The following is a 24,748-nucleotide window of genomic DNA, read 5'->3' on the forward strand; positions in this document are numbered from 1 at the left end:
TCCCCAAAAATAGGCAATTTTATTCTTTTAGTTTGGCTAAAATCAGCTTTAATTCTTTTGGTTTTAAGTAGCCGCTGTGCTGAAATATAATCTCGTTTTCACTGTTCAAAACACACAAAACAGGAAAGTTCAGTTGCTTATTTATTGTTCCTAATGCGATGGCCAGTTCATGTGTACCGGAGTTATTTCCCGTGGGTTTGAATTGAAAAGTGGTTTTGTTGAAAACTATCGTTCGTTTTTCTTCGGCATTGAAATCAACAAAATAGAAACCAGCGTTAAGCTCCTTGATGATTTCCTCGTTTTTAAAAGTGGTATTTTTCATTGCATGACAAAACTGGCACCAATCGGTTTGAATGAAAACAATCGTTTTTTTCTCTTCGATACGTTGCGAACTGTCGATTTCTTCGAATGAAACCGAATGCAGCTGCGCGAATCCAGACGGAATTGCACAGCATAAAAGCAATAGTACATAAAGATTCTTCTTCATTATTTTAAGGTATAGCGAAGTCCGAAAAAGCTTCTGATTCCTTGGTTCGGTCCATATACATAAGTCGTATCAAACGTTAATCCATAAGGATTTTCAGGTGTTGCTAGCACTTTACCGTTCGTATCGTAGGTTACATTTTTATCAAAAGGATCATTGGTTCTTGCAATTAAAAATGGGTTATTTTGTTTAGGCAAAAAGTTCAATAAGTTTTTAATTCCAGCATAGAATTCAAAGTGTTGCAAACCAGAATAGGTGAATTGAATGTTTTGCAAACTGTACCAAGGCGACTCAGGAGTTCGAGGATCTAAAGAGCTTAAAAGAGGCAATTGCATTGGGCTGTACACATTTCCGGTGTAATCTACATTCAGATCGATTGATTGAATTTTGTAAGAAACACTCCAGGTTGCCGTAAATTTTTCAGTTAGAATAGGCGTTTCTTTTCGGCCATTTTTAACGTTTTTATTGTCTAGCAAAGAAGCACCAGTGATAATCTTTAATCCATTTGGAAAATTGAAATCGATATTCGTACTGATTCCTTGGCTTATTGCATAGCCATTGATGTTGTCATAAATAATTTGGTTGGGATCAGTATCATAATCCGAAACAATTTTATTACTGAATCTGGTATGAAAAAACGAAGTTTCAATGCCAATAAAGGTTCCGTTATCGAAATTTATCTTCTTGATATAATTCAAATTGGCATTTAGGGATTGTTCCGGTTTCAGATTATTTGCGATGATAATTTCACGAGCGCCAGTCAATGCAGCATGATCTTCGGTAAATAGATTAACTACTCTAAAACCTGTTCCTGCATTCAAACGAATGATATTATTGTCGTCCAATTTCCATTTGTAGGCAATTCTTGGTGTTAAGATGCTTCCATGAAATGAGTTGTAATCGTATCGCATTCCCAGTAGCAGCTTGTGTTTTTCGGTCAATGTGATTTCGTCTTGAATAAAAATCCCAGGTAACCACGTTTTCTCTGGATTGTTGGTTCCTAGTTTTGAAGTTGCCGGTGTATTGTCATCGTAATAATTATAACGGGTGGCGATTCCAGTAAGTAAGTCATGATTTCCTATTTTTTTGTCCCAAGTCAATTGTAGAAAACCAATCTTTTGATTCGCAATATAACTTGTCGTACCATATCGGCTGTCTTGAAAATGTACGTTTCCTGAAAAAGACAGTATCAGTTTTTCCTGAAAAGGCAATTGGTAACTTCCTATTAATTCTGCCCGTTTGGTATAAATGCTTTCGCCGTAGATTTCGTCTCCGCCACGGTATTTTTTCTCCCAACGCACATCGCCACCAAAACGATCTTCATAAACGCCACGCGCCGCAATGGTGAACAATCGATTTTCTTTTCTTTCAAAAGTCCATTTTTGAAACATGGAAATTCGGTCCGAAAGAGAAACATCGGTAAAACCGTCATTATCGTTATCGATTTTTTGATTGTATCTGAAATAATTTAAACCTAAAAGTGTCGTGGCTTTCTTGCCAACATTGAGTTTTACTCCTAAATCAACATTAGTTTCCAACCAAGAAGTTGTAAACACATCAGCAGAGAATAGGGGAGCGTTTGTTGGATTTTTAGTAATGATATTGATTAAACCGCCCACGGCTTCGCTGCCGTATAATGAGGAAGCGGGACCTTTTACGATTTCAATTCGTTCCACCAGTGAATTTGGAATTCCGGATAATCCATACACCGTAGATAAACTGCTCACGATGGGCATTCCGTCGATTAAAACCAAAGTATACGGACCTTCCAACCCATTAATATGGATGTCGCCTGTGTTGCAAACCCCACAATTCAGTTGCGGCCGAACGCCATTTACATTTTGTAATGCTTCATAAATACTGGCCGTTGGGTTTTTCTTGAAAAATACTGGAGAATAAACCTCGACTGGAACGGCACTTTCTAATCTTTTTACCGCTTTTAATGTTCCCGAAACCACGACTTCGTTAAGTTGGTTTTCGGTACTTGAAAGTTCAAAATCCAAAATGTTGTTTTCATTAATTTTGGCCGTTATGTTCTTTTTTAAAGTTTGAAATCCGCTTGCTGTAATCTGAATTTTATAATTTCCTTCAGCTATATTCGCTATGCTGTAATTTCCCAAACTATCCGTTTGGGTTGCGTATTTTGTCCCAATTAAAAAAATACGGGCATCCGAAACTCCTTTTTTTTCTGATGAAACATATCCTGAAAGAATCGTTTTTTCTTGGCTGTAGCCAAAGTTAAAGATTAGAAATACGAGTAGCGGAATTATTATTTTCATTATAATTAAATTAAATTTTAGACAAACCTAAAAATTATATTTTGCAAAACAAATTTTTTAATTACATTTGTGTCAATAACTTAATGTCATGACTAAATCTTTAGAAGAAGTAAACCAATCCGTTTCCACACTAAACAAGAAATCAGTATTCCGAAAAATCCTTGCTTTTTTTGGCCCGGCTTATTTAATTAGTGTTGGTTATATGGATCCGGGAAATTGGGCGACAGACATTGCAGGCGGAAGCCAGTTTGGGTATGCCTTGCTTTGGGTTTTATTGATGAGTAATATTATGGCTTTGTTGTTGCAAAGCTTGAGCGCCCGACTTGGAATTGTTACCCAACGTGATTTGGCGCAAGCATCCAGAGAAACCTATTCGCCATTTATCAATTATATATTGTATTTCCTTGCCGAAATTGCAATTGCAGCCTGTGATCTTGCCGAGGTTTTAGGAATGGCAATCGGTATCAATTTACTGTTTGACATTCCGTTGATTGAAGGGGTTTTAATTACAGTTTTAGATACTTTTTTGTTGTTATTCTTAATCAATAAAGGCATCCGAAAAATGGAAGCTTTTATTATTGTATTGGTTGCTATCATTGGTTTTTCCTTTATATTTGAAATGATATTTGCCCAACCGGAACTGGATAAAGTATTGTTTGGATTAATTCCTTCGATGCCTAATGAAGCGGCATTGTATATTGCTATTGGAATTATTGGAGCTACGGTTATGCCACACAACTTATACTTGCATTCCTCTTTGGTCCAAACCAGAAAATTCGAAAGAACTACTGCAGGAATTAAGCAGGCTTTAAAATACAATTTCATCGATTCTACCATTGCATTAAACTTAGCTTTTTTAGTGAATGCTGCCATCTTGATATTGGCTGCAGCCACATTTTATAAAAACGGAATGTTTGAAGTGGCTGAAATTCAAGATGCCCATCGCTTTTTGGAGCCGCTTTTAGGAAGCAAATTTGCGCCTATATTATTTGCGGTAGCCTTGATTGCTGCCGGACAAAGTTCTACAATTACGGGAACTCTTGCCGGACAAATTGTAATGGAAGGCTATCTTAATTTACGCATTCAGCCTTGGGTTAGAAGAATCATCACACGATTAATCGCAATTGTTCCGGCGGTTATTGTAATTACGATTTATGGAGAAAGTGTTACGGGAAAATTACTGATTTTGAGTCAGGTTATCCTGAGTTTACAATTGGGTTTTGCCATTATACCGTTGATTCATTTTGTAAGCGATAAATCAAAAATGAAAGGATTTCACATTGGAAAAGTAACACAAATCGCTTCTTGGGTTATTGCTACAATTATTGTTTCATTAAATGCTAAATTGGTTTTTGACGAAATAACAGGTTGGCTAGAAACTTCAAAAAATCCACTTTTGTTATGGTTAACGGTTGTTCCTTTAGCTTTTGGATTCTTGATTTTGTTACTTTATATTGTGTTCAAGCCTTTTATTGCCAAAGCTAAAATAGACATTCAAAATCATTCTCCACATAGTTTAAAACTGCAATTTTCTAAATCGGGAAGTTATACTAAAAAGAATATTGCGGTTTCTGTAGATTTCTCCAGTGCAGATGAAGTTGCTTTAAATAATGCTTTTGAACTAGGCGGAATAGAAGCTAAATACACTTTGATTCACGTGGTAGAAACCGTAGGAGCCATGATGTATGGAGAAAACATTGATGATCACGAAACGCTAATCGACGAAAAATTATTAGAAGAATACAAAGTAATATTGACCGAAAAAGGATTTCAAGTGGAAACCAAGTTAGGTTTTGGTAAGCCCGATAAAGTTATTCCGGAGATTATCAATAAAGGAGAATTTGATATTTTAGTAATGGGAACGCACGGTCATACCGGATTTAAGGATTTGATTTTTGGAACTACGGTAAACAAACTGCGCCACAAAATTTCTATTCCGTTGCTTATTGTTAAAAATTAAATTTTACAGGAGCTATTCCCGCTATCTGTTGCAAATGAAATTCACTGAACTCCAATTAAAATAAAAGTATAGTGAAGTAATCTTTTCCTTTAAAAGAAAAAAGGAAAAAGATTTTCACTATTATCGGGGCTAGGACATTTGGAATCAAAATTACGAATCACCAATCTAATATTCAATGACATTTTCAGAAGAGAACTATCTTAAAACCATATACCACCTTACTATTATTTCGGATTCAGAAATAAGCACTAACGCCATTGCCGAAAAAATGGAAACCAAAGCTTCTTCAGTGACAGATATGCTCAAGAAATTAGCCGAAAAAGACTTAGTGAATTATAAAAAATATCAAGGCGTTTCTTTGACAGATCACGGTAAAATAGCGGCAAAAATGATTGTGAGAAAACACCGTCTTTGGGAAGTTTTTTTAGTTGATAAGCTAGATTTTTCATGGGATGAGGTTCATGATATTGCAGAACAACTGGAACACATCAAATCAGAAAAACTCATCAACAAACTGGATGATTTTCTGGGTAATCCTACCGAAGATCCTCACGGAGATCCTATTCCTGATGCAAATGGTCAAATTGTTAAAATCGAAAAGCAATTGCTTTCGGAATTGCACGAAAACCAAGCAGGAATTTGTGTAGGCGTTAAAGATACCTCATCCGAATTTTTAAAATATTTAGATAAACAAGGAATCGCATTGGGTTCTAAAATTGAAATCATAGGAAAGGAAAGTTTCGATTTGTCATTGAAAATAAAAGTGGACAACAAGGATTTAACCATTTCCAATAAAATTGCCAGTAACCTTTTTGTAAAATTAATGTAGCTATTTTGGCCTTATCTTTGGATAAACTATTTAAAAAATAAAGAACATGAAAAAGTCATTGCTGTTGTTTCTTTTTATTCTTGGTACGGTAACTTTTGCACAAAACACCAAAATAGAAAAAGTTAAATACGTAACTATAAAGCAAAAAGTATGTCCCAATCAAAAAGGATTTCAGCTGGTTTTAAAAGCGATTGCAAATGATTCTCGTTGCCCTGAAGGTGTGACTTGTATCTGGGCCGGAGAAGCTTCGGTTATAGTTTCAGTTTACAAAGATTCAAAATTAGTGGAGGACCACACGATGGTTTTTTCGATGAAAAACGAACAAGAAAATAAACAGTGGTTCGCTAAATATTTGCCCGAAAAGCAAAAAAAAATAAAAAACATTAGTGTTTTTCCTTATCCAAAAGAAGGTGTTAAAATCAATCCGAAAAACTATTATGTAAAAATTGGGTATGTAAAATAACCCTTTCTTACACTAGCGAATGATTGCATCTTTAAAGATAGACAGTATAGTAAATGTTATTTTTTATCACTTTTGAACCCAATTAATTTTCGATATTTCTGTTCGCTTTCTTCTAGAGCGACTTCAAGTTCTTTGTAGTAGGTGATGTCTTTTATATTCGCAACAGCGGCAATGACATAATTGTTTTCATCGATTATTGGTCTGCCGCTGATGATAACCCGTTTTCTGGTTTTAGTTTCGGAATCTTCAATTATTATCTCAACATCATCCGTTGATTCGCCTTTTAAGGCTTTTTCCAATGGAAGATTTTGAGCAGGAAAAACAGTTCGCTCGTCAGGATAATACAAGTCATATTTAGTGGACCAATCTAGTGTGGTAGGCATTGTAGAGTCTTGTTTTATACCTATGATTTCTTCGGCCATGTGATTGGATAAAACAATTCTTTTCTGACTGTCAGTTACAATAATTCCTTCGCCAATATTTTCTAATATCAATTTCAATTTTAATTCATTAAGTCGCACTAATTTATCGGCTTCTATTTTTTCGTCTTCTAGTTTTTTGCTTATTGAAATATCTTTTATAAAAGCAATGAAGATATATTTGCCTAAAATGGTAGCTTGTGATACAGTTAGTTCAATATCAAATTCAACATTTTGTTTGTTAAGGGCAGTGGTTTCAAATGTTTTATTAAGAATTGGCCCTTCACCAGTATCTATAAAGTGTTGAAGTCCTTTTGAATGATTCTCTCTATGTTGTTTTGGCATAATTAATTCATGCATTCGTTTGCCTAAGGCTTCTATGATTGTCCAACCAAATATTTTTTCGGCTTGTGGATTCCATCTCATGATGATTCCTTCGTCATTTATTACAATCAAAGCATCAGGCGCTTCATTGAATATGGTTTGCAATTGACCTTCACTTTCTTTTAATTTCTGTTCGGCTGCTTTTCGTTCCGTAATGTCTCTCATGATCGATTTGTGACCGGTAATTCTATTTCCTTCCCTTAACTGCATTACTGTTTGTTCTACCCATTTTTGTTCCCTGTTTTTGGTAATTATTGGAAATGAGAATAATGTTTCGTCTATTTTATGTTTAAATTGATTTAAATAGAATTCAGCCACACGGTCTTTCCACTCCGGAGCCACTAGTTCTGAAAATTGTTTTCCTATAAGTTCATCTTGGGTATAACCTGTCAGTTTTTTACTAGCAGGATTGATGTAAGTAAAATATCCTTTGTAGTCTGATGTATGGACAACATCGCTTATGTTTTCCACAATTTCACGGTATTTTTCCTCGCTTTTGCGAAGTGTTTCTATGGCTTCTGCCAATTGTGCTGTGCGTTCCGTTACTTTTTGTTCCAGTTCTTCATTTAGTTTTTTAATTTCGGTTTCTGCATTTTTTCGTTCTGTGATATCATGGAAAACGGCGACCGCACCAGTGATTTTCCCTACTGAATCTTTTAATGGTCTGGCAGATATCACAACAAAATTACCTTCTGTTTTTTTGTAATTTTGTACAAATACTTCCATGTCATCCACTTCTTCGCCATGTAATGCCTTAACGATGGGAAGTTCATCCGTGGCTAAAATGGCTTTAGTGTCGGGCCACAATATGCCATACGTGTTAGCCCATTTTTCTTCGGGTATATCCAAAAGACCAATTCCAATTATCTTTTCAGAAGCAGGATTCCAAATGATGAATTTTCCATTTTCATCAGCAACGACTAATCCATCGCCCATATTTTGAATCACCGATTGTAAAAGTATATTTTGTTCATTTAACTTTTCTTTGGATTGTGCCACTTCATTGTCTCTTTTTTCGATCGTTGAAAGCATGTCATTAAGGCCTAGGGAAAGAATGCTGATTTCGTCTTTTCCTTCAACTGTCATGCGGGTTGCATAATCACTTGTGTCCTTTATCTGCTGTATAACGGTTACCAAGTTCAACAAGGGTTTTGAGATGTATTTTTTAATAATCATTGCAATCAAGAAAGCCAGCCCAATTCCTACGACCAATAACACTATTCCCAGACGCAGTATATCCATTTTTATTTTATTCAATTCTGATAGTTCAAATCGGATGCAAACTAATCCTACTATTTTATCGTCTTTTTTGATTTTGCTGAAAACAAAAAGATTTTCATTGGTAAAATGGGAACTTTTTTCATCCATGGCTGGAATAGTAAATCGATAGTTAGGATTAGAACCCGGTTTTGTATAGGAGGCAAAAACGTTACCTTTTTTGTCCAATATGTTTGCATTCAAAATGTCGTTTTGCACGTTTAATTCCGACAGGATTTTATTGGCGGCAGCATTATCTAAAAACTCTAGGGCCGAAACATTATTGAAACCTGCCACTTGAGCAATTGCTATTGAACTAATCACTTTTCGGTCTTTAAATCCTTTAATGTCGATTAGTACAAAAGCAGTAATACAAATTCCTAACACAAATGCAGAGGTAAAAACCTGCATAAGCACTAGCTTATTTTTAATTGATATGTTGCGTAGATTCATCATACATTTATTGTTTTTTTAATATTTATAACATACTAAACGTTTTGTTTTTTCTTGATTTTAAAGGTTTTAAATTGTTCGAATTCAAATAAAAAGGGACAATGTAAATATGTGATTTGACACTTTTACTGCACAATAATGGCATGTTGCAATAAGAATGAACTGATTCCTATTCCGGCTTTATTTATTGCTTTTATATTTACTTCAAATTTTAATTTATTATCTAGTGTAACAAAATTCACGTGTGTGCCTTTTTTTCCGTAACCGTTTTGTTCTGTTACAATCAGTACGGGTTTACCGGAAAATTTAGAAAGAATGGTTTCTATTGGAATGGAGCTATTGTAAGGAACAAACAGAATGTTGCAAAAACTTAGGTCGTTCAAATTTTTATACTCCTTTACTTCAATTTTTTTGTTTTTAGTAATGTCAAGTAATGAAGAGGTAATTGGGCTTCCTTCCAGAATAGCAATCTTGAAATTTTGTTTTTTAGAATAGTTTTTCCAATAGACATAGTCTACAAAACGATACAGAAAATCAGCTTTCAGAGCATATTCTTTCCCACCAGAATTCTCTTGGGCAGCAATAGTATTTCCTCCCATTAGCATGATAATTGCCCCTAGAATAAATATGTGATTTTTAATTTTCATCATGCTGTTTTTAATGAGTTTTTGTTTTGATTTGAAAGATCTGGTTTAAAACTTATAGATAAGGGATAAATTAAATAGCGTTCCTAATTGGCTAAAGTGATATCCTTCGTAGGTCATTTGAGAATAACGCCCATTGAATGTGATTAGGTTAAATTGTGATTTTACTTGAGTTGGATTGTTTAAAATGGCTGTTCCAATTGCGTTTTCGGCTTTAAATTTCCATTCCGGGACGACATTTAATAAATTATTCACGTTAAGCGCCACGGTTAATTTATCTGTTGCAGCGTAGTTAATTCCTAAATCAGTGACTATTTTGGGTATAAATTCGGTTCTTAAATTGGAATCTAAACCTTCTTGTTTAAAAGTTGTTTTCCCAAAATACGTGTTGCTAAGCGAGATATCAAATTTACTGATTTTGTAATTTCCTCCCAAAATCCATTTTGTTTTGGGTCTGGAGGTAAACATCAAAGCCTCAAGTGTTGCGCCAAAATTATCACTTGAAACGGGTGAAATCCTTTTGTTTTCAAGAGTTACGTTTCCGGATAAATGGAATCCCATTGCTCCGGTTCCTAGTGCTATAGTTCCGTAGTTCATAACCACATCTAAACCTGAAGTTCTCGAGTCGAAAGAGTTTTCAAACCAGGCCACACTGCCAAATTGAGTATTTACTTTATCTCCTAAAATGATTCGGTCTTTTACTTTAATGTTGTAATAATCTATAGTAAAATTTAAATTCTTCAAAGGATTGGCACCTATTCCTACAGTCATATTGGTTGATTTTTCGGCATCTAATTTTGGGATACCTAAAATGCGTGCATTTGCAGAAATATTATTAATTAGGCCGTTGATTTGGATTCCCTGGCCAGCAACGAAAGAATATTGTGATTTTTGAGTGTAAATTTGGTGTAATGTAGGCGCTCTAAATCCAGAGGAAATAGAACCTCTTACGGTAATTTTATCTTTAGAAAATTTATATCTGGAACTCAATTTCCAAACCGTAGCTGCGCCAAAATCGCTATAATCTTCATAACGAATGGTACTGTTTACCGAAAAGTCTTTGGTAAAGTCATACGCTAAATCAAAGTACCCACCTAAATTGTATCGATTCCATTTACCAGAATTTTCGGGGCGATTCCCCGCAAATGAGTCTGCGCCAAATCCATCCCAAGAAGCTTTATCGCCTTCGTTAATTACAAATGTTTCGGTTCTGACTTCTGAGCCAAAACCAATACTTATTTTATCAGACAGCACTTTTGAAATATCTAAATTACCTACAACATGATTGAAGGAAGCGCCTCCAGGTTTGAAAAAAATGGGACTGCTCTCACGATATAAATTCACTCCATTTTCATCTTGAATGTCAGATCTGTTATGAGAGTTTTCTATAGCATAAGCTTGTTTGTTTCCGCCTACAGTTATGCTGGCATCAGTATTCCATCCGTTTTTTATGGATTTATACCCTAAAGTGGCATTGTAATCGTTTAAATCGCCTATAAATGTTGGGATATAGCCTTTGTATGAAGCAACAGTTCCATCTCCAAAGAAGTTCAATAAATAGGGAAGTTCGTTTACACTAGTTCCTCCTCCGTAGCCCCAGTATGGTGTTCTGTAATTGGCATAAGAATTCACTTTTTTGTACACATAAGCAGCATTGTAATACATTTGTGTTTCATCGGATAGATTAAATCCACCGTTGACTAAAAATTTTGCTGCAGCAGTTTCTGGTGCTCCATTTATATTTTTAGCGTCGGGGTATTTTGTTAGAAAAGCTTTAATATCTGTTGAGGTGTTAATGCCAGAAATAGTGCCTCCAAAATCAGTAAACTCTCCATCTGCATCAATTTTTCCAGGCCTGTTTGCCAGGTTTACTTTCGAAAAATCTAACGTATAATTCACAAAACCTCTGTCGCCTACAGTAGCTCCATCGTTCAAACTTATACCCAGCATTTCGCCGTCACCTTCACCCGTCACGCCTGTTTTAATAGTTACGGAACCATTATCAGTTCTCTTTTTTAAAATGATATTGAGTACTCCGGCAATAGCATCAGAACCGTATTGCGCCGATGCGCCATCACGAAGAATTTCCACTCTTTCTATGGCATTAATTGGTATTCCAGAAATGTCAACACCAGTTTCTCCTTGACCGGGTGAAGTTTGAACATACAGTAAAGCGCTTAAATTTTTCCGTTTTCCGTTGATGAGTATTAAAGTTCTGCTGGGGCCCATATTTCTAATTTCGTATGGATCAAGTAAGGAAGTAGCATCGTTTACGGGAGTTTGAGCCGTATTAAAAGAAGGGATTTTGTATTGTAATGCTTTGTCAAAAGTTGTTTGTCCTGTTGAAATTAGTTCTTCAGATGATACAATATCAATAGGAAGTGTAGTTGTGGTATTGCTTCTGGGTGTAGCTCTTGTTCCGGTAACGACAACTTGGTTAGGATTTTGTCCGCCTCCTTCAGATAAAACTACATTCAGAATAGATTCGGTTGTGCCATATTCTTGTTTGGAGAAACCAGTATAGCTAAAGACTAAAATAGCACCTTCTTTAACAGTAATCTTATACGCTCCGTTAATATTAGTAGAAACGCTGTTGCTTGTTCCTTTTTCGGTGATATTAACACCTGACATTGGAACACCGGAATTATCTATCACAAAACCAGAGATTTCTTTTTGAGCAAAAAGAAAGGAGATGTTCAGCATAAATAACACTATGGTGACAAACTTTTTCATGATTAGTTGATATTGGTTCGTTTTGGTTTGAAATCAATGGCAACGTAATAAGTGTAAGAAGTTTTCATGGAACTACTTCTTGTGTTTTTTTGAGAAAAGTAATCCGTGAAAAGGATAGTTATGAAATCAAAAGGTAGTTTTCTTCGAGTTATTAAAAGAAGTCTATCCAAAAACGAACATTACTTAAGTTTATAACAGAATTGTAAATATTTTATCGGGATTAAAAATATTTACAACTTACATATCAGATTTTTATTAAAAATTATGATCGTATAATCGTATGTGGATTACCAATTCATAATAGTTCTATAATTTCACTTTTTTGTAGGGATAAAAATTGAAATTATGTCCAAAAGTAAACTTAGAATCAAGTTCAAATCCAAAACCAATTTTTAATCAAAAAAATGGAAACGACTGATTTTGAGTCTAAAAACTCATTTTTTTATAGTAAATTTAATCAAAAAAAGGCATTTTATTAATTTGTAGAAGGCTTTTTTTTGTTTTTTTAAGGAAAGTTTAACCCTGTTGTGTTTTAAAGTAGTTCAGATTAAAAACAGAAATAATGAAAATTTTAATTACAACCGCAATCATCGCCGCTACCACAATTTTTATCTGATTTTTTCTTTTTGAAAAAGAATTTTTTAATCAAAAAAGCCAGTGCTATTCCGAGTGCTAAAAAAGCTAAAATTTCTTGAATATCCATATTGTAAATATAAGAAAAAGCAACCTTTTCGGGTTGCTTTTTTGCGTTAAACTAATGACAAAGTTTTTACAACTGAGCCATGATTCCAAAGTTAATTCCAAAGATTTATTTCAGATTATGAAATAGTAATTTTAGAGTCAATTACAATTTTGCTCCCACCGAAATGTAAAATGTTCTTCCTTCACCGGGTAAGATACCTGGTCCTGGATAACCGGAGGCACGTCTTGTAGCGTAAGCATCGTCAAAAACATTATTTATTCCTGCTCTAATGTTGTATTTTTCTAAGAATTTATACTCTGATGAAAAGTCAAATACATTGTATTTATCTAACAATCCTGTAACTCCATTGGTAGAAGGTGATGTAGTATTGTTAGCATCAGTAAATATTTTTCCTGTCAAGCGGTATTGCAGGGTAGTAGATATGTTGTTTTTCCCCCATGAAAGACCAAAGTTATGAATGTAACGCGGCGCATTTTCTACTCTTTTACCGTTAAGATTTGAGCTAGTAATAACCGTGTTTGGTGGCGTTCCTGTTGTTGTAAAAGTCTCAAAATCGGTGTAACGACTATCAATAAAACTCATCGATGCAAAAAAGTCTACATTTCCTATTTCCTTATCAACTTCTAGAAAACGAGTAATATTAATGTTAAAAAAACTTTCGATACCCTTGTTTACTGTAGTTCCTAAATTAGTTCTGTATAAAAAAGTTCCTTGTGATGGATCATTATTTGTAAACTGTCTCACTCCACCAATACGATTGTTGTATTGAAGGTAAAATAAACCAATATCAAAATTGATGTAGTTTTTTATATTTCCTCTATATCCTAAATCAGCATTATATCCGCTTGCATCCTTTAAGTTTGGATCAATCACATCTGTAACTGCAGGAGGTGTTAAGTCAGAGAAAAGTATCGGTCTGTAAGCTTGAGATATATTAGCATACACATTGGTACTACTAAATTTATATTCTAATCCAAGTCCAAACAACGTTTTGTTACGAACAATTGGTGCTGCATCAAAATTTACATTTGAACCATTGTTTACAGCAAACAAACCTGCACCACTAGAGGTAATGTGTTCAAAACGAACTCCTGGCGTAGCACTAAATTTTTCAGTAACTCTAAATTGATTCTCGGCAAAAAAGGCAATGTTTTCAGTCTTGAATTTTATGTTTCTTGTATAATCAGGATTTACAGATAAATCAAAATCACTTCCTGTTGTACCATTTCCGCTTTGTTTACGAATAGTTGTTGCTTGGTAAGCACGTGCTCCAAATGCTAAGTTGTGTGATGTTTTACCTAATTTGTATTTGTAAACATTTCTGTTTTCTACACCAAAGTTTTCGTAAAAATCTCTATCTACGCGTCTGTTGGCATAGTTATCCGTTGTAGGATTTATAGCATCTGTAACGTTTGGAGTGGCAGTAAATCCAACGCTATTGCGCTCTCCAATAAGACCAAATAATTTGGTGTTGGACGTTAAATTTTCATTTATCTTGGTGTCTAATTGAATCGAGAATACGTTCCAAGGTGTTCCAAACCAGTTTCTATTTCGTAAAGACTGCTGTGGGTTGGCGTCAAATTGTGCATCGGTCAAACCTCCAGATTGTTTCATTTGGTAATCCATATTGGTATACTCAGCAGAAATTTTAATGTTTGGAGTAAAACGATACTCTAAGAAAGCATGCGTGTTACGGACGGTATATTCTCCGTTTTGTCTCCATCCATCAGCACTTCTGGAATGGTTGTAAATGTAGTAGGAAAAGTTTTTTAGGGTACCGCCAATAGCATTGTATGAACTCATTAATCCATAACTACCCACGCTGTTTTGGGTTTCAAAGGTAAATTTTTTCTTTGTTTCTCTTTTTAATACATAGTTTAGCATTCCTCCAAACTGAGGTCCAAATTGTAGTGAAGCTCCTCCGCGTATCAATTCGATCGTTTCTACTGCCTCGAGAGGTGGATTGTAGTATGCTTCTGGATATCCGAATACGTCTGATGAAATATCATATCCGTTTTGTCTAGTGTTTAATTCCCAGCTTCTATTGGGACTCAACCCTCTTACTCCTACGTTTATTTGTATGCCCGACCCTTCGTTTTCCCAAATATTTACACCAGGTACTCTAGAAAAAACTTCACGTGTATTATTTGTAGCAAAGTTCCCGTTGATGTTAGAAAGTTTTAATACCTCGTTTTTTTTACCAGAAAATAAGACATTTTCTCTTACTTCAGGCATTCTTTCTGGACTTTGAATTTTTGTTGTGATAATCACAGGCAACAAGGTCTTAACCGTGTCATTTAGTGTTGGATTTATCTCTTGTGCAAATAAGCTTGTAGTAAGCAAACATAGTCCTATTGAAAAGGCATTTTTCATTTTATCTTTATTTAGATTAATTCTACGCTGCAAAGATAAAATCGAAATCTTATTTAGACAAATTAAAAATAATAAAAATAGGAAGTTTAACGTTTGTTCAATATTTTATTTTAAGATTTGGTATGCAATTAAAGCAACAACATAAGCAAATCCAGACATGAAAATCAATTGTCCGACCGGCCATTTCCAGGAATTGGTTTCTTTTTTAGTAACCGCTAACGTACTAGCACATTGCATGGCAAAAGCATAAAACAACAATAATGATATTCCTGAGGCAAAGTTGAAAATCTTTTCTCCGGTAACGGGATTGATTTCGGCAGCCATTTTGTTTTTGATGGTTACTTCATTGTCGCTTCCGCCAACGCTGTAAATCGTGGCTAATGTTCCCACAAAAACTTCTCTTGCTGCAAAGGAACTGATAATAGCAATTCCTATTTTCCAGTCGTAACCCAACGGTGAAATGGTAGGTTCGATGGCTTTTCCCATGATTCCAATATAGGAGTTTTCTAGTTTTTGAGAAGCCACAGCATTTTCAAATTCAGCTTTCGGCAACGGATTATTTATAGTGTTTTCAGTGACAATTTTTTCTGCATTATTAAATTTTTCCCCTGGACCGTAAGAAGCTAAAAACCATAAAACTATAGAAATAGCTAAAATGATTTTTCCGGCACCAAAAATAAAAGCCTTTGTTTTTTCAATTACATTGATTCCCACGTTCTTGAAAAGGGGTAATTTGTAATTCGGCATTTCTACTACAAAGTATGTTTTTCCTTTAATTTTAAGGATTTTATTCAAAATGTAAGCAGAGAAAATAGCCATTCCAAAACCTAGAAGGTATAACAACATCAAGGTCATTCCTTGCATGTTCAGAAATCCAAAAACACGATTGTCCGGAATTACAAGTGCAATAATGATAGCGTAAACCGGCAATCTGGCGGAACAAGTTGTGAAAGGAGTTACCAGAATGGTAATTAATCTTTCTTTCCAGTTCTCAATATTTCGGGTTGCCATAATTGCCGGAATCGCACAAGCTGTTCCAGAAATAAGTGGCACCACACTTTTGCCCGATAAACCAAATTTTCGCATTATTTTATCCATCAGGAAAACCACGCGGCTCATGTAACCACTTTCTTCAAGAATCGAAATAAACATAAACAGGAAAGCAATTTGTGGAATGAATATCAAAATCCCTCCAATTCCCGGGATGATTCCCTGTGAAATTAAATTGGTTAAAACTCCTGCTGGCAATTCTTCGGCAGCATGCGTGCTCAACGAAGCAAAAGAGGCATCGATGAAATCCATTGGAATTTTAGACCATTCGAAAATAGATTGGAAAATAACAAATAAAATCAAAAAGAAAATGACATATCCCCAAACTTTATGTGTTAGCACTCGGTCGAGTTTGCTACGGTAATCTCGTGCAACGGAGGAGTCAATTTTTAAACCTACTTTCAGCACATCATTGATGAATTGATAGCGTTTTATGGTTTCTTTTTGTTGCAGGCGTTTTAAATCTGAGTGCGATTTTGTGAACGAGCTTCGGACTTCATTTCGTTCTAAATTTAGGAAATTTACGTCTTGTGTAATCACCAACCATAATTTATAAAGCAATTGATTTGGGAATGCTTTGCGTAAACTGTTGAAATAGTCCGGATCAATTACGGAGGCATTCAGGCAAGGTTCACTCGAAATGGTTCGGTAGCTTACAATCAACTTTTTCAACTCATCAATTCCATACCCTTTTCTGGAACTGATTAATGCAATTTTTGTTTTTAGGTGCTCTTCAAGATATGGAATATCTAGCGTAATCCCTTTAAATTTCATTCTGTCAGCCATGTTGATGACTAATATTGTTGGAATTTCAAGGTCTTTTATTTGGGTAAAAAGAAGTAAATTTCGTTTTAAATTTTCCACATCGGTAACGACAAGCGCTACATCAGGATATAATTTGTCATTTTTGTTGAGTAATAATTCAATGACAACATTCTCATCAATGGAACTGGCGTTCAGGCTGTATGTGCCGGGTAAATCCAGAATATTTGCCTTTATATTATTGGGTAATTTGCAGAAACCTATCTTTTTTTCAACGGTAATTCCGGGATAATTCCCCACTTGTTGATTCAAACCCGTAAGTTGATTAAAAACGGAAGTTTTACCCACATTCGGATTACCGATCAAAGCGACATTGATGTTTTGTTTGCTTACCATAAGTTGGTTTTTATAATGTCAACCTCAATTTCTTTTGCAGTTTCGACCCGAATTGCTACATGTGAACCATTAATATTCAAATACAAAGGATCTCCAAAAGGAGCAATTTGAAGCAATTCAACCATATTTCCGGGCAAGCAACCCATTTCCAATAATTTTAATGGAACGGTGTCGATGTCAAAGTCTTTTATAATGGCTTTTTCGCCTTTTTTGAGAGAATTTATCGTTGTTTGCAAACCTTATTTAGATTGAATTAAGATTGCAAAAATACACATTTTAATACAAACACAAATGATAATTATCACATTTATACGGTAATTAAAACAAATCAATCCAACAGATAATGCAACGGTTATCTTTATAAAAACTGGGATTCGTTTGAATGCTTCTTATTCGTTACTTAAAAAATTAATGTCTTCAATTAATCGTTTCATATCCTCTTTATTGGTACCGTCATAAAAGCCACGAACTCTTTTTTTGGTATCTACCAAAACAAAATTTTCGGTGTGAACCATATCGTATAATTCGTCTGGTTTTCCCAGTTTCACGGCCAAATAGGATTTTCTGGCCATAGTATAAATTTCTTTTTTGTCTCCGGTTACTAAGTTCCATTTACTGTCATCAACATGATGTTTTTTGGCGTAAGCCTTCAAAACTGGAACGCTGTCAGTCTCCGGGAAAACGGTAAATGATAATAATTTTACCTTTGGATTATTAGCGAAAGCTTTTTGAATATCCGATAAATTGGTAGTCATCTTTGGACAAATGGAACCGCAAGTAGTAAAGAAAAAATCAGCTACATATATTTTGCCTTCGTAATCTTTTTGGGTGATGGTTTTTCCGTTTTGGTTGGTAAACGAAAAATCAGCAATCGTATGATACTTGCTTTTGTATTGAACGGTGCTGTCCACTAATTCAGGATTTACATCCGCAGGATTATAAATGGGAAGTGTTTTTTTGGGCTTTAAAGCCGAATAAAATAAAGATAAAATGATTGCCGAAAGAACAATGAAGACCCCGAAAAAGAGTCGGTATTTTTTGAAAAATTCTAACATAACGCTATTTTAATGCAAAAATACGAAAACGAGATTTGTTTTTAATTCAAATTAACACAATACTCACGTCAAACGCATTAAAAATTGAACCACATAGAAACATAGTGTTTATTCCTGTAAAAGTAAATTTTGACGGAGATAAGAGTTTACAATAGAAAAAAGCATTGGCTTTTTTTCTATGTCACCTAAATTTCCAATGTTCGGAACAGATTTAAATCAAAAATTAAATTCTATGTTTCTATGTGGTTCAATTTTTAATGCGTTTGACCTAACACAATACTTAGTTTAGATAGATTCCTTCGAAATATAAGGGTATAAAATTAATGCCTTTTTGGATTAAACCTTTTAGAAATTTTGGAGTCAAATGAAGATGTATTCGTAAATAATAGATTTTAACTAAAAATCAAATTATTTATTAATAACTTTGTTAAGATAACTAAAAACCTAAAAAAAATGAAAAAAACCAGCAATAAGCAATTGCTTTTTGTGATTCCCGCAATTATGGGCTTTGCGGTGAGTCAAGCGCAAACCACTCCGGGAGCTAAGGAACCGGGAATCAATGTGAATTACATGGATAAAAACGTGAAACCAAGTAATGATTTCTTTCGCTATGTGAATGGAACTTGGTTGGACAATACGGAGATTCCAGCTGATAGAACCCGTTGGGGTAGTTTTGACGAATTGCGTCAACGAACTGACGCGGATGCCTTGGCAATTCTAAAAGAAGCGACAACAAATCCAAGCTACAAATCCAATACAGATCAAGGAAAAGCGATTAACTTATACAAATCTATTCTTGATACTGTAGGAAGAAATAAGTTAGGTATAGCTCCTTTGAAACCGTACTTGAAAAAAATTGATGCGGTTAAAAATGCCAAAGATTTAGAGGCTTTATTGATTGAAATGGAACCTATCGGTGGTATTGGATTTATGGGTGCCGGCGTAGGAACTGATGCAAAGAACAGCAGTAGAAATGTGATTAACTTAGGTCCTGGGGGCGTAGGTTTGCCAGACAGAGATTATTATGTTTCTGAGGATGCCGATTCTAAAGAGAAACGTGCAAAATATGTTTTACACGTTGCTAAAATGTTGCAATACCTTGGTGATGAACCAGCAGTGGCTAAAACAAATGCTGAGAAAATTCTAGCGCTTGAAATTGCTATGTCTAAACCAAGATTGGACAGAGTAGAACGTAGAGATCGTCGTAAGTCTTACAATCCGATGACTTTGAGTGATTTGAGTAAATTAACTCCGTCAATCAACTGGAATAATTATTTCACAAAAATTGGTTTGGCAAAAGTAGATACTGTAATTGTATCGCAACCTAAATACATGGTGGCGCTTGAAACTATGTTGAAAGAAAACAAAGTAGACGAGTGGAAAGCTTACATGCGTTGGAGTTTGTTGAACAGAGCTTCTAGCCAATTGTCAACTGAAATTGAAAACGCAAACTTTGAGTTTTACGGAAAAACTTTGACTGGTGCAGTAAGCCAAAGACCACGTGATGAAAGAGCACTTCAAACAATCAATGGAGCAGTTGGAGAAGCATTAGGAAAATTATATGTTGAGAAAAAATTTCCGGCTGAAGCCAAAGTAAAAGCGGAGAAAATGATCAAAAACATCTTTTTAGCTTTCGAAAACAGAATCAATAATTTATCTTGGATGTCTGCAGAAACTAAGGTAAGCGCCTTGGCTAAATTGCATAAATCAAGAATTAAAATTGGTTACCCTGACAAATGGAAAGATTATTCAGCCTTGACGATTAAAAGTCCAGAAGAAGGAGGAAGTTATTTTACAAATGCTTTGAGCATGGCTAAATGGCGTTTCAATGAGAATATTGCTGAGTTGAACAAACCAGTGGATAAAGAAAAATGGGGAATGTCTCCACAAACGGTAAATGCCTATTACAATCCTTCAAATAACGAAATTGTATTCCCGGCAGCGATTTTGCAACCGCCTTTTTACAATTACCAAGCGGATGAAGCGGTAAATTATGGTGGAATTGGTGGGGTTATTGGACACGAAATCTCACATGGTTTTGATGATTCAGGATCTCGTTACAATGCTGATGGAAACTTAGTAGACTGGTGGACGGCTGAAGATTTGAAACAATTCTCTGCTTTAACTGGAGCACTTGCGGCTCAATACAGCGCTTTGGAACCAATTCCTGGAACTTTTGTAGATGGTAAATTTACATTGGGAGAGAACATTGGAGATTTAGGTGGAGTAAATGCCGCTTACGATGGTTTACAATTGTATTTGAAAGAAAATGGAAATCCAGGATTAATCGACGGATATACTCCAGAACAACGTTTCTTCATTTCTTGGTCAACAATATGGCGTTCAAAAATGCGTGATGAAGCCTTGAAAAATCAAGTAAAAACAGACCCGCACTCTCCAGGAATGTACCGTGCGTATGTGCCTTTGCAAAACATTGATACTTTTTATCAAGCGTTTGATATCAAAGCAAATGACGGAATGTATATTGCACCTGAAAAGCGTGTAAGAATCTGGTAATTTTCAAAATAAATAGAATTTCAAAAAGCCCATTCACAATAGTGAATGGGCTTTTTTGTTGGTGTGAAATTTATATGTTTAGAATATTTCTTATCTTTTGAGTTAGGTGGTTAACTAGTTAAAGATACTATTATGGATGAATTCCATTTGACTTTAAGCGATTTTCTTAAAATTCACTTTAGAATAAAAAAAATTAAAAAATCATCTACTTCAATCTATATAATATATTTATTTTAATAGCTTTGGTGTGAAAGACAAAACCTATTAAAATAAATAATTATTAACATATGTATAATAGAAAAATCGTCCCCTCGATATCATTGTTTTGGATTTTGATTTTCTTTAGTGTTGCACAAGCGCAGGAAAGACCAATTATTGTTAATGCGGTAAAAAATCAAAACAATTCAATTGAGATTTCTTATGAAAAATTCAAACCGGGTACTTATACAGTCTATCTAAAATTTAAAAATTTAGAAAACACATCATCAAGTGATATTGAGAAAATTGTAAAAGACAAATCTGGAACATTGTGCATTTTACGACCAAGGGATCCAAATAAAGGTATTGGATACAGTTATTCAGTCTCTTATGTTCCTGGAAACTTCAAAGCTAAAGTTGACAGTACTTATCGATATCTTCTGCCATTTAAAAATGCTAAGAATTATGTGGTTTATGAGAGCAAGAATGTTTATGAAGTGTATTTTAACAAAAAAAAAGACATCGAGTTCAAATCATATGCTATTCGAGCCAAAAATCCTGATAGCATTTATGCCATGCGAAAAGGAATTGTTATTGAGGTTGCCAATAAACAGTCTAATAAAACTTACGAAGATGAGTTGGTTTTTACCACTGATAGAAATAGTATGCGTGTGGAACATGAAGATGGTACCTATGCAAACTACAATGGTTTTAAATCTAGCTCAATTAGTGTTAAAGAGGGTGATACTGTTTATCCATCAAGCTTTTTAGGAGTCATTGATGAATTTAACAAAGAGTACTACCTTCTAAATTTTGACATATACTATCCTGTCAAAGAAATAAACAACAATGATCATAAATCAATGCTGTCACATAATTATTTAACACCTTATTTTCACACCACCGAAGGTGACGTACAATTGGTTAATGGTGAGGAATATACCGCATTAGTCAAAGAAGAATTCATTTCAACCGAGATGTCCAAAAAAGAAATTAAAGCTTTTTTAAAGAGATAAATGTAATCGATGTTGTCGTATTTAAAAGAGTTAAACAATGCAATCCTAGTTAAGAAAACACCTTTTTATCATTTTTCTAATTTACAAAATTTACTAATTATGCGAATATCCTTGTTTATAGTTTTGTCATTATTAGCCTCTTGTGCTCCTATTAAAATAAAAAAAATCCTCATGCCCGATAGTGACATTCAAGATATTAGAGGTCAGGTAAAGGAATTAAAAGTCAAAAACATAAAAGGATCTTCTGTTATAGACCCAGAGACAATACCCTTCGAACTAATTTCAAACTGGAGCAGAGAAGGTCATAAAATTGCACAAAAAGACCTTTATACAAAAGATCAATTTGACGAGACTTTATTTTTTTATCAAAATGGACGAGTAATCAAATCAATTACAAAATCAATTACCACCAATAGCCCAGAATTATTGATCGAGCACAAGTATGATAAAAAAGGGAATGAAATAGAGTATTTAGCCTACTTTGACAAAAAGCTTGCTAACAAAATAGTAACACAATATGACAAACGAGGAAACAGAATAGTCGTAGAACATTTTGATAGAAATGGCCAACTAGAATTTACAGAAAAAACAGCTATTGATTATAAAAATAAATCTTTAATTACCTATTCATACAATAAACAAGGAGAACTTAAAGACGGTTATTTAAAATGTATTTTTGATAAAAACGGAAATAGAATTAAATCAGAATTAGAATACAAAAAATCTAAATACCATTCAGTCACAATTAATGAATATGACAAGCGAAGTAACTTATTAAGAACTTATTCTTTGCCTAAATCACCAAAGAATACAGTTGTAGAATACAAATTTTCCTTCGATAAGATTGGAAACATAATCAAACAAGAAAAATTTGAAAATAATGTTTTGGTTAATACAGTGTTGATCGACATTGTTTATTGGTAACAAACTTTTACCGTAACTCATAAATATAAAAGTTAACTCTGGTAATTTTCAAAATAAATAAGATTTCACAAATCCCATTCGTATATTTGAATGGGATTTTTTTATATGATTTCGCTACTATTTTTACGTGATTTCCTCAACGAATAATTCACCAGATACAACCCAAATAATGTAACTCCTCCACCAATGGCAATGGCTGCATTGAGGACTTCACCAAAAATTACAGCACCTAATATCACGGCTATAATTGGGTTGATATACGCGTAAACACTGCTAATTTCAGCAGGAAGATTTTGAAGCGCATAGATAAAGGCAATGAAAGTAAGTACAGAACCAAAAACGACTAAATAGGCAATAGACCACCACGAAATTGCCGGAATAGCACTCAAACTAACGGAAGTTCCTGTTGCACCATTGTACGCAAAAAGTAAAATGCTGGATATAAACATTTGCAGTCCTAAGCTAAAATAGGGATTAAAACTGGCTGCCTTTTTCTTAGTGTACAACGAGCCAAATGCCCAAGTTAACGTAGCTATCAATGACAATATAATCCCAAATCTAAAATCAGGAATCATAAAATCACTCAAATGGTCGTAAAAAATAACGCATACGCCACCAAAACTGACAATTAAACCAATAACCGTAAGCCTCGCCAATCGTTCTCCCCTAAAAAAAGTAATGATTACAATCCACAACGGAACAATAGCGCCAATGATTGCTCCCAGTCCGCTACTGATGTATTTCACGCCCCAAGTGCTTAATCCATTACTCAAAACAAAATTAAGGATGCTTAAAATGATAATGGTTTTCCATTGTTTTCCTTTTGGCCAAGGTGTTTTTTTGAACAAGAAAAAAGAAATATAAAGCAATCCACCAATGAATTGTCTAATAGCAGCAAGTTGTAACGCCGGCATGTGTTTTACACCTTCTTTTGAAGCAATCCAAGTAGTTCCCCAAAAAAAACTGACCCAGCACAATGCTAAAATAGGTAATCCAATGGCACTAACTTTCGACGAAAAAGCATTTTTAATTTTAGTTCTCACGTTATAAATTTGATTTTGTAAAAGTATAATTTAAAACGGTTTCTATTTTAGTACTCAAAATTGTTTTTCCTATAGATGGGTTTTTATGATTAAACTTTGGCAAAGCCAAATCTAAATCCAATGCTTTTTGAGTATAATACATTTCTCGTGTAGGATGAGATGGAGTGACCGCATTGAAAGTTTCATTCCACACATCATTTTCTATGATTTTCAGAATTACACCCACACAATCTTCCTGATGGATCAAATTAATAGGTGCATCTGGGTTGTCTAAATTCTCACGACCAGCCAGAAATTTTATAGGATGACGGTCATCGCCAATTAAACCGCCAAAACGCAATACGGTAGCTTTAAAATTTATATTGTTTTGCAAAAGCTGTTCTGTTTCCAGTAATTGTTTGCCACTTTCAGTATCTGGTTTTGGGATAGTTTCTTCATTAACAAAAGCTTCGTCATCATTATAAACCGATGTCGAACTGATGAAAAGCACTTTTTTGACAGATAATTTTTCTATAAACGGAATCACGTTTCTAATCTTCGAAACAAAACTTTCTGCCCCTGAACCGCGAAGTTTCGGCGGAACATCGATGATTAAAATTTCAGAATTCTCTAGAAAATCAGTTAGATTTCCAGTCGTTTTATTTTCTGAAAGCGCAATTAAAAAAGGAGCGATTCCTGCATCTTTTAATGTTGCTAATTTTTCATCAGAAGTTGTCGAGCCTTTCACGGAAAATCCTTTTGAAAGTAAGGCTTTCGCCAAAGGCAAGCCCAGCCAACCGCAACCCAGAATACTAATTTTTGTCATT

The 24,748-nt window shown here is 34.5% G+C and carries 18 protein-coding genes; 6 read left to right on the plus strand and 12 right to left on the minus strand.

Annotation, left to right across the window (positions count from 1 at the left end; genetic code table 11):
• Positions 1-19: 19 nt before the first annotated feature.
• Positions 20-487, minus strand: coding sequence for a thioredoxin family protein (locus ACNQF8_RS04615; protein ID WP_417950980.1), 468 nt, complete (start codon positions 485-487; stop codon positions 20-22).
• A complete protein-coding gene (locus tag ACNQF8_RS04620; RefSeq protein ID WP_417952965.1) occupies positions 487-2,763 on the minus strand; it encodes a TonB-dependent receptor in 2,277 nt (758 codons plus the stop codon). Before ACNQF8_RS04620 ends, ACNQF8_RS04615 begins: the two co-directional genes overlap by 1 nt.
• Before the next feature lie 88 nt (positions 2,764-2,851).
• Between ACNQF8_RS04620 and ACNQF8_RS04625 the strand changes: the two genes are divergently transcribed.
• The 3 genes from ACNQF8_RS04625 (at position 2,852) to ACNQF8_RS04635 (ending at position 6,015) form a co-directional block, all read left to right on the plus strand.
• A complete protein-coding gene (locus ACNQF8_RS04625) occupies positions 2,852-4,723 on the plus strand; it encodes an Nramp family divalent metal transporter (RefSeq protein ID WP_417950982.1) in 1,872 nt (623 codons plus the stop codon).
• Positions 4,724-4,898: 175 nt separating this feature from the next.
• Complete coding sequence (locus ACNQF8_RS04630) at positions 4,899-5,552, plus strand: metal-dependent transcriptional regulator (protein ID WP_417950983.1); 654 nt, start codon at positions 4,899-4,901, stop codon at positions 5,550-5,552.
• 46 nt (positions 5,553-5,598) lie between these two features.
• Entirely contained in the window at positions 5,599-6,015 is a 417-nt protein-coding gene (locus tag ACNQF8_RS04635; protein ID WP_417952966.1) for a hypothetical protein, read from the plus strand.
• A gap of 56 nt (positions 6,016-6,071) precedes the next feature.
• Here ACNQF8_RS04635 and ACNQF8_RS04640 read toward each other — a convergent pair whose 3' ends face one another.
• The 8 genes from ACNQF8_RS04640 to ACNQF8_RS04675 form a co-directional block, all read right to left on the minus strand.
• Complete coding sequence (locus tag ACNQF8_RS04640; protein WP_417950985.1) at positions 6,072-8,486, minus strand: PAS domain S-box protein; 2,415 nt, start codon at positions 8,484-8,486, stop codon at positions 6,072-6,074.
• A gap of 167 nt (positions 8,487-8,653) precedes the next feature.
• Positions 8,654-9,178, minus strand: coding sequence for a YfiR family protein (locus ACNQF8_RS04645; RefSeq protein WP_315205492.1), 525 nt, complete (start codon positions 9,176-9,178; stop codon positions 8,654-8,656).
• Positions 9,179-9,220: 42 nt separating this feature from the next.
• Complete coding sequence (locus ACNQF8_RS04650) at positions 9,221-11,905, minus strand: TonB-dependent receptor (RefSeq protein ID WP_417950986.1); 2,685 nt, start codon at positions 11,903-11,905, stop codon at positions 9,221-9,223.
• 571 nt (positions 11,906-12,476) lie between these two features.
• Complete coding sequence (locus ACNQF8_RS04655) at positions 12,477-12,608, minus strand: FeoB-associated Cys-rich membrane protein (RefSeq protein ID WP_315205486.1); 132 nt, start codon at positions 12,606-12,608, stop codon at positions 12,477-12,479.
• A gap of 141 nt (positions 12,609-12,749) precedes the next feature.
• Complete coding sequence (locus ACNQF8_RS04660; RefSeq protein ID WP_417950987.1) at positions 12,750-14,981, minus strand: TonB-dependent receptor family protein; 2,232 nt, start codon at positions 14,979-14,981, stop codon at positions 12,750-12,752.
• Positions 14,982-15,086: 105 nt separating this feature from the next.
• Positions 15,087-17,189, minus strand: coding sequence for a ferrous iron transport protein B (gene feoB / locus ACNQF8_RS04665; RefSeq protein WP_417950988.1), 2,103 nt, complete (start codon positions 17,187-17,189; stop codon positions 15,087-15,089).
• Positions 17,183-17,425, minus strand: coding sequence for a FeoA family protein (locus ACNQF8_RS04670; RefSeq protein WP_315205478.1), 243 nt, complete (start codon positions 17,423-17,425; stop codon positions 17,183-17,185). Before ACNQF8_RS04670 ends, feoB begins: the two co-directional genes overlap by 7 nt.
• 153 nt (positions 17,426-17,578) lie before the next feature.
• The gene (locus ACNQF8_RS04675; protein WP_417950989.1) at positions 17,579-18,244 is read right to left on the minus strand and encodes an SCO family protein; all 666 of its coding nucleotides are present in this window, start codon (positions 18,242-18,244) and stop codon (positions 17,579-17,581) included.
• A 453-nt stretch (positions 18,245-18,697) separates the two neighbouring features.
• On the opposite strand from ACNQF8_RS04675, the gene ACNQF8_RS04680 reads away from it, so the two are divergent.
• From ACNQF8_RS04680 to ACNQF8_RS04690, 3 genes are all read left to right on the plus strand, one after another.
• Positions 18,698-20,761: a M13 family metallopeptidase gene (locus ACNQF8_RS04680; RefSeq protein ID WP_417952968.1), complete on the plus strand. Its 2,064-nt coding sequence runs from the start codon at positions 18,698-18,700 to the stop codon at positions 20,759-20,761.
• 287 nt (positions 20,762-21,048) lie between these two features.
• Positions 21,049-21,975 carry a M23 family metallopeptidase gene (locus ACNQF8_RS04685; RefSeq protein ID WP_417950991.1) on the plus strand — a complete coding sequence of 309 codons (927 nt, stop codon included), beginning with the start codon at positions 21,049-21,051 and terminating at the stop codon, positions 21,973-21,975.
• Between the two features lie 171 nt (positions 21,976-22,146).
• Positions 22,147-22,899, plus strand: a complete 753-nt coding sequence (locus ACNQF8_RS04690) for a hypothetical protein (RefSeq protein WP_417952969.1) — start codon at positions 22,147-22,149, stop codon at positions 22,897-22,899.
• 101 nt (positions 22,900-23,000) lie between these two features.
• On the opposite strand, the gene ACNQF8_RS04695 is transcribed toward ACNQF8_RS04690, so the two are convergent.
• Complete coding sequence (locus ACNQF8_RS04695; protein WP_417952970.1) at positions 23,001-23,942, minus strand: DMT family transporter; 942 nt, start codon at positions 23,940-23,942, stop codon at positions 23,001-23,003.
• Between the two features lies 1 nt (position 23,943).
• Complete coding sequence (locus ACNQF8_RS04700; protein ID WP_417950994.1) at positions 23,944-24,747, minus strand: SDR family oxidoreductase; 804 nt, start codon at positions 24,745-24,747, stop codon at positions 23,944-23,946.
• Between the last annotated feature and the right edge of the window lies 1 nt (position 24,748).

It is taken from the genome of Flavobacterium labens (assembly GCF_048286755.1).
Classification (GTDB): Bacteria; Bacteroidota; Bacteroidia; order Flavobacteriales; family Flavobacteriaceae; genus Flavobacterium.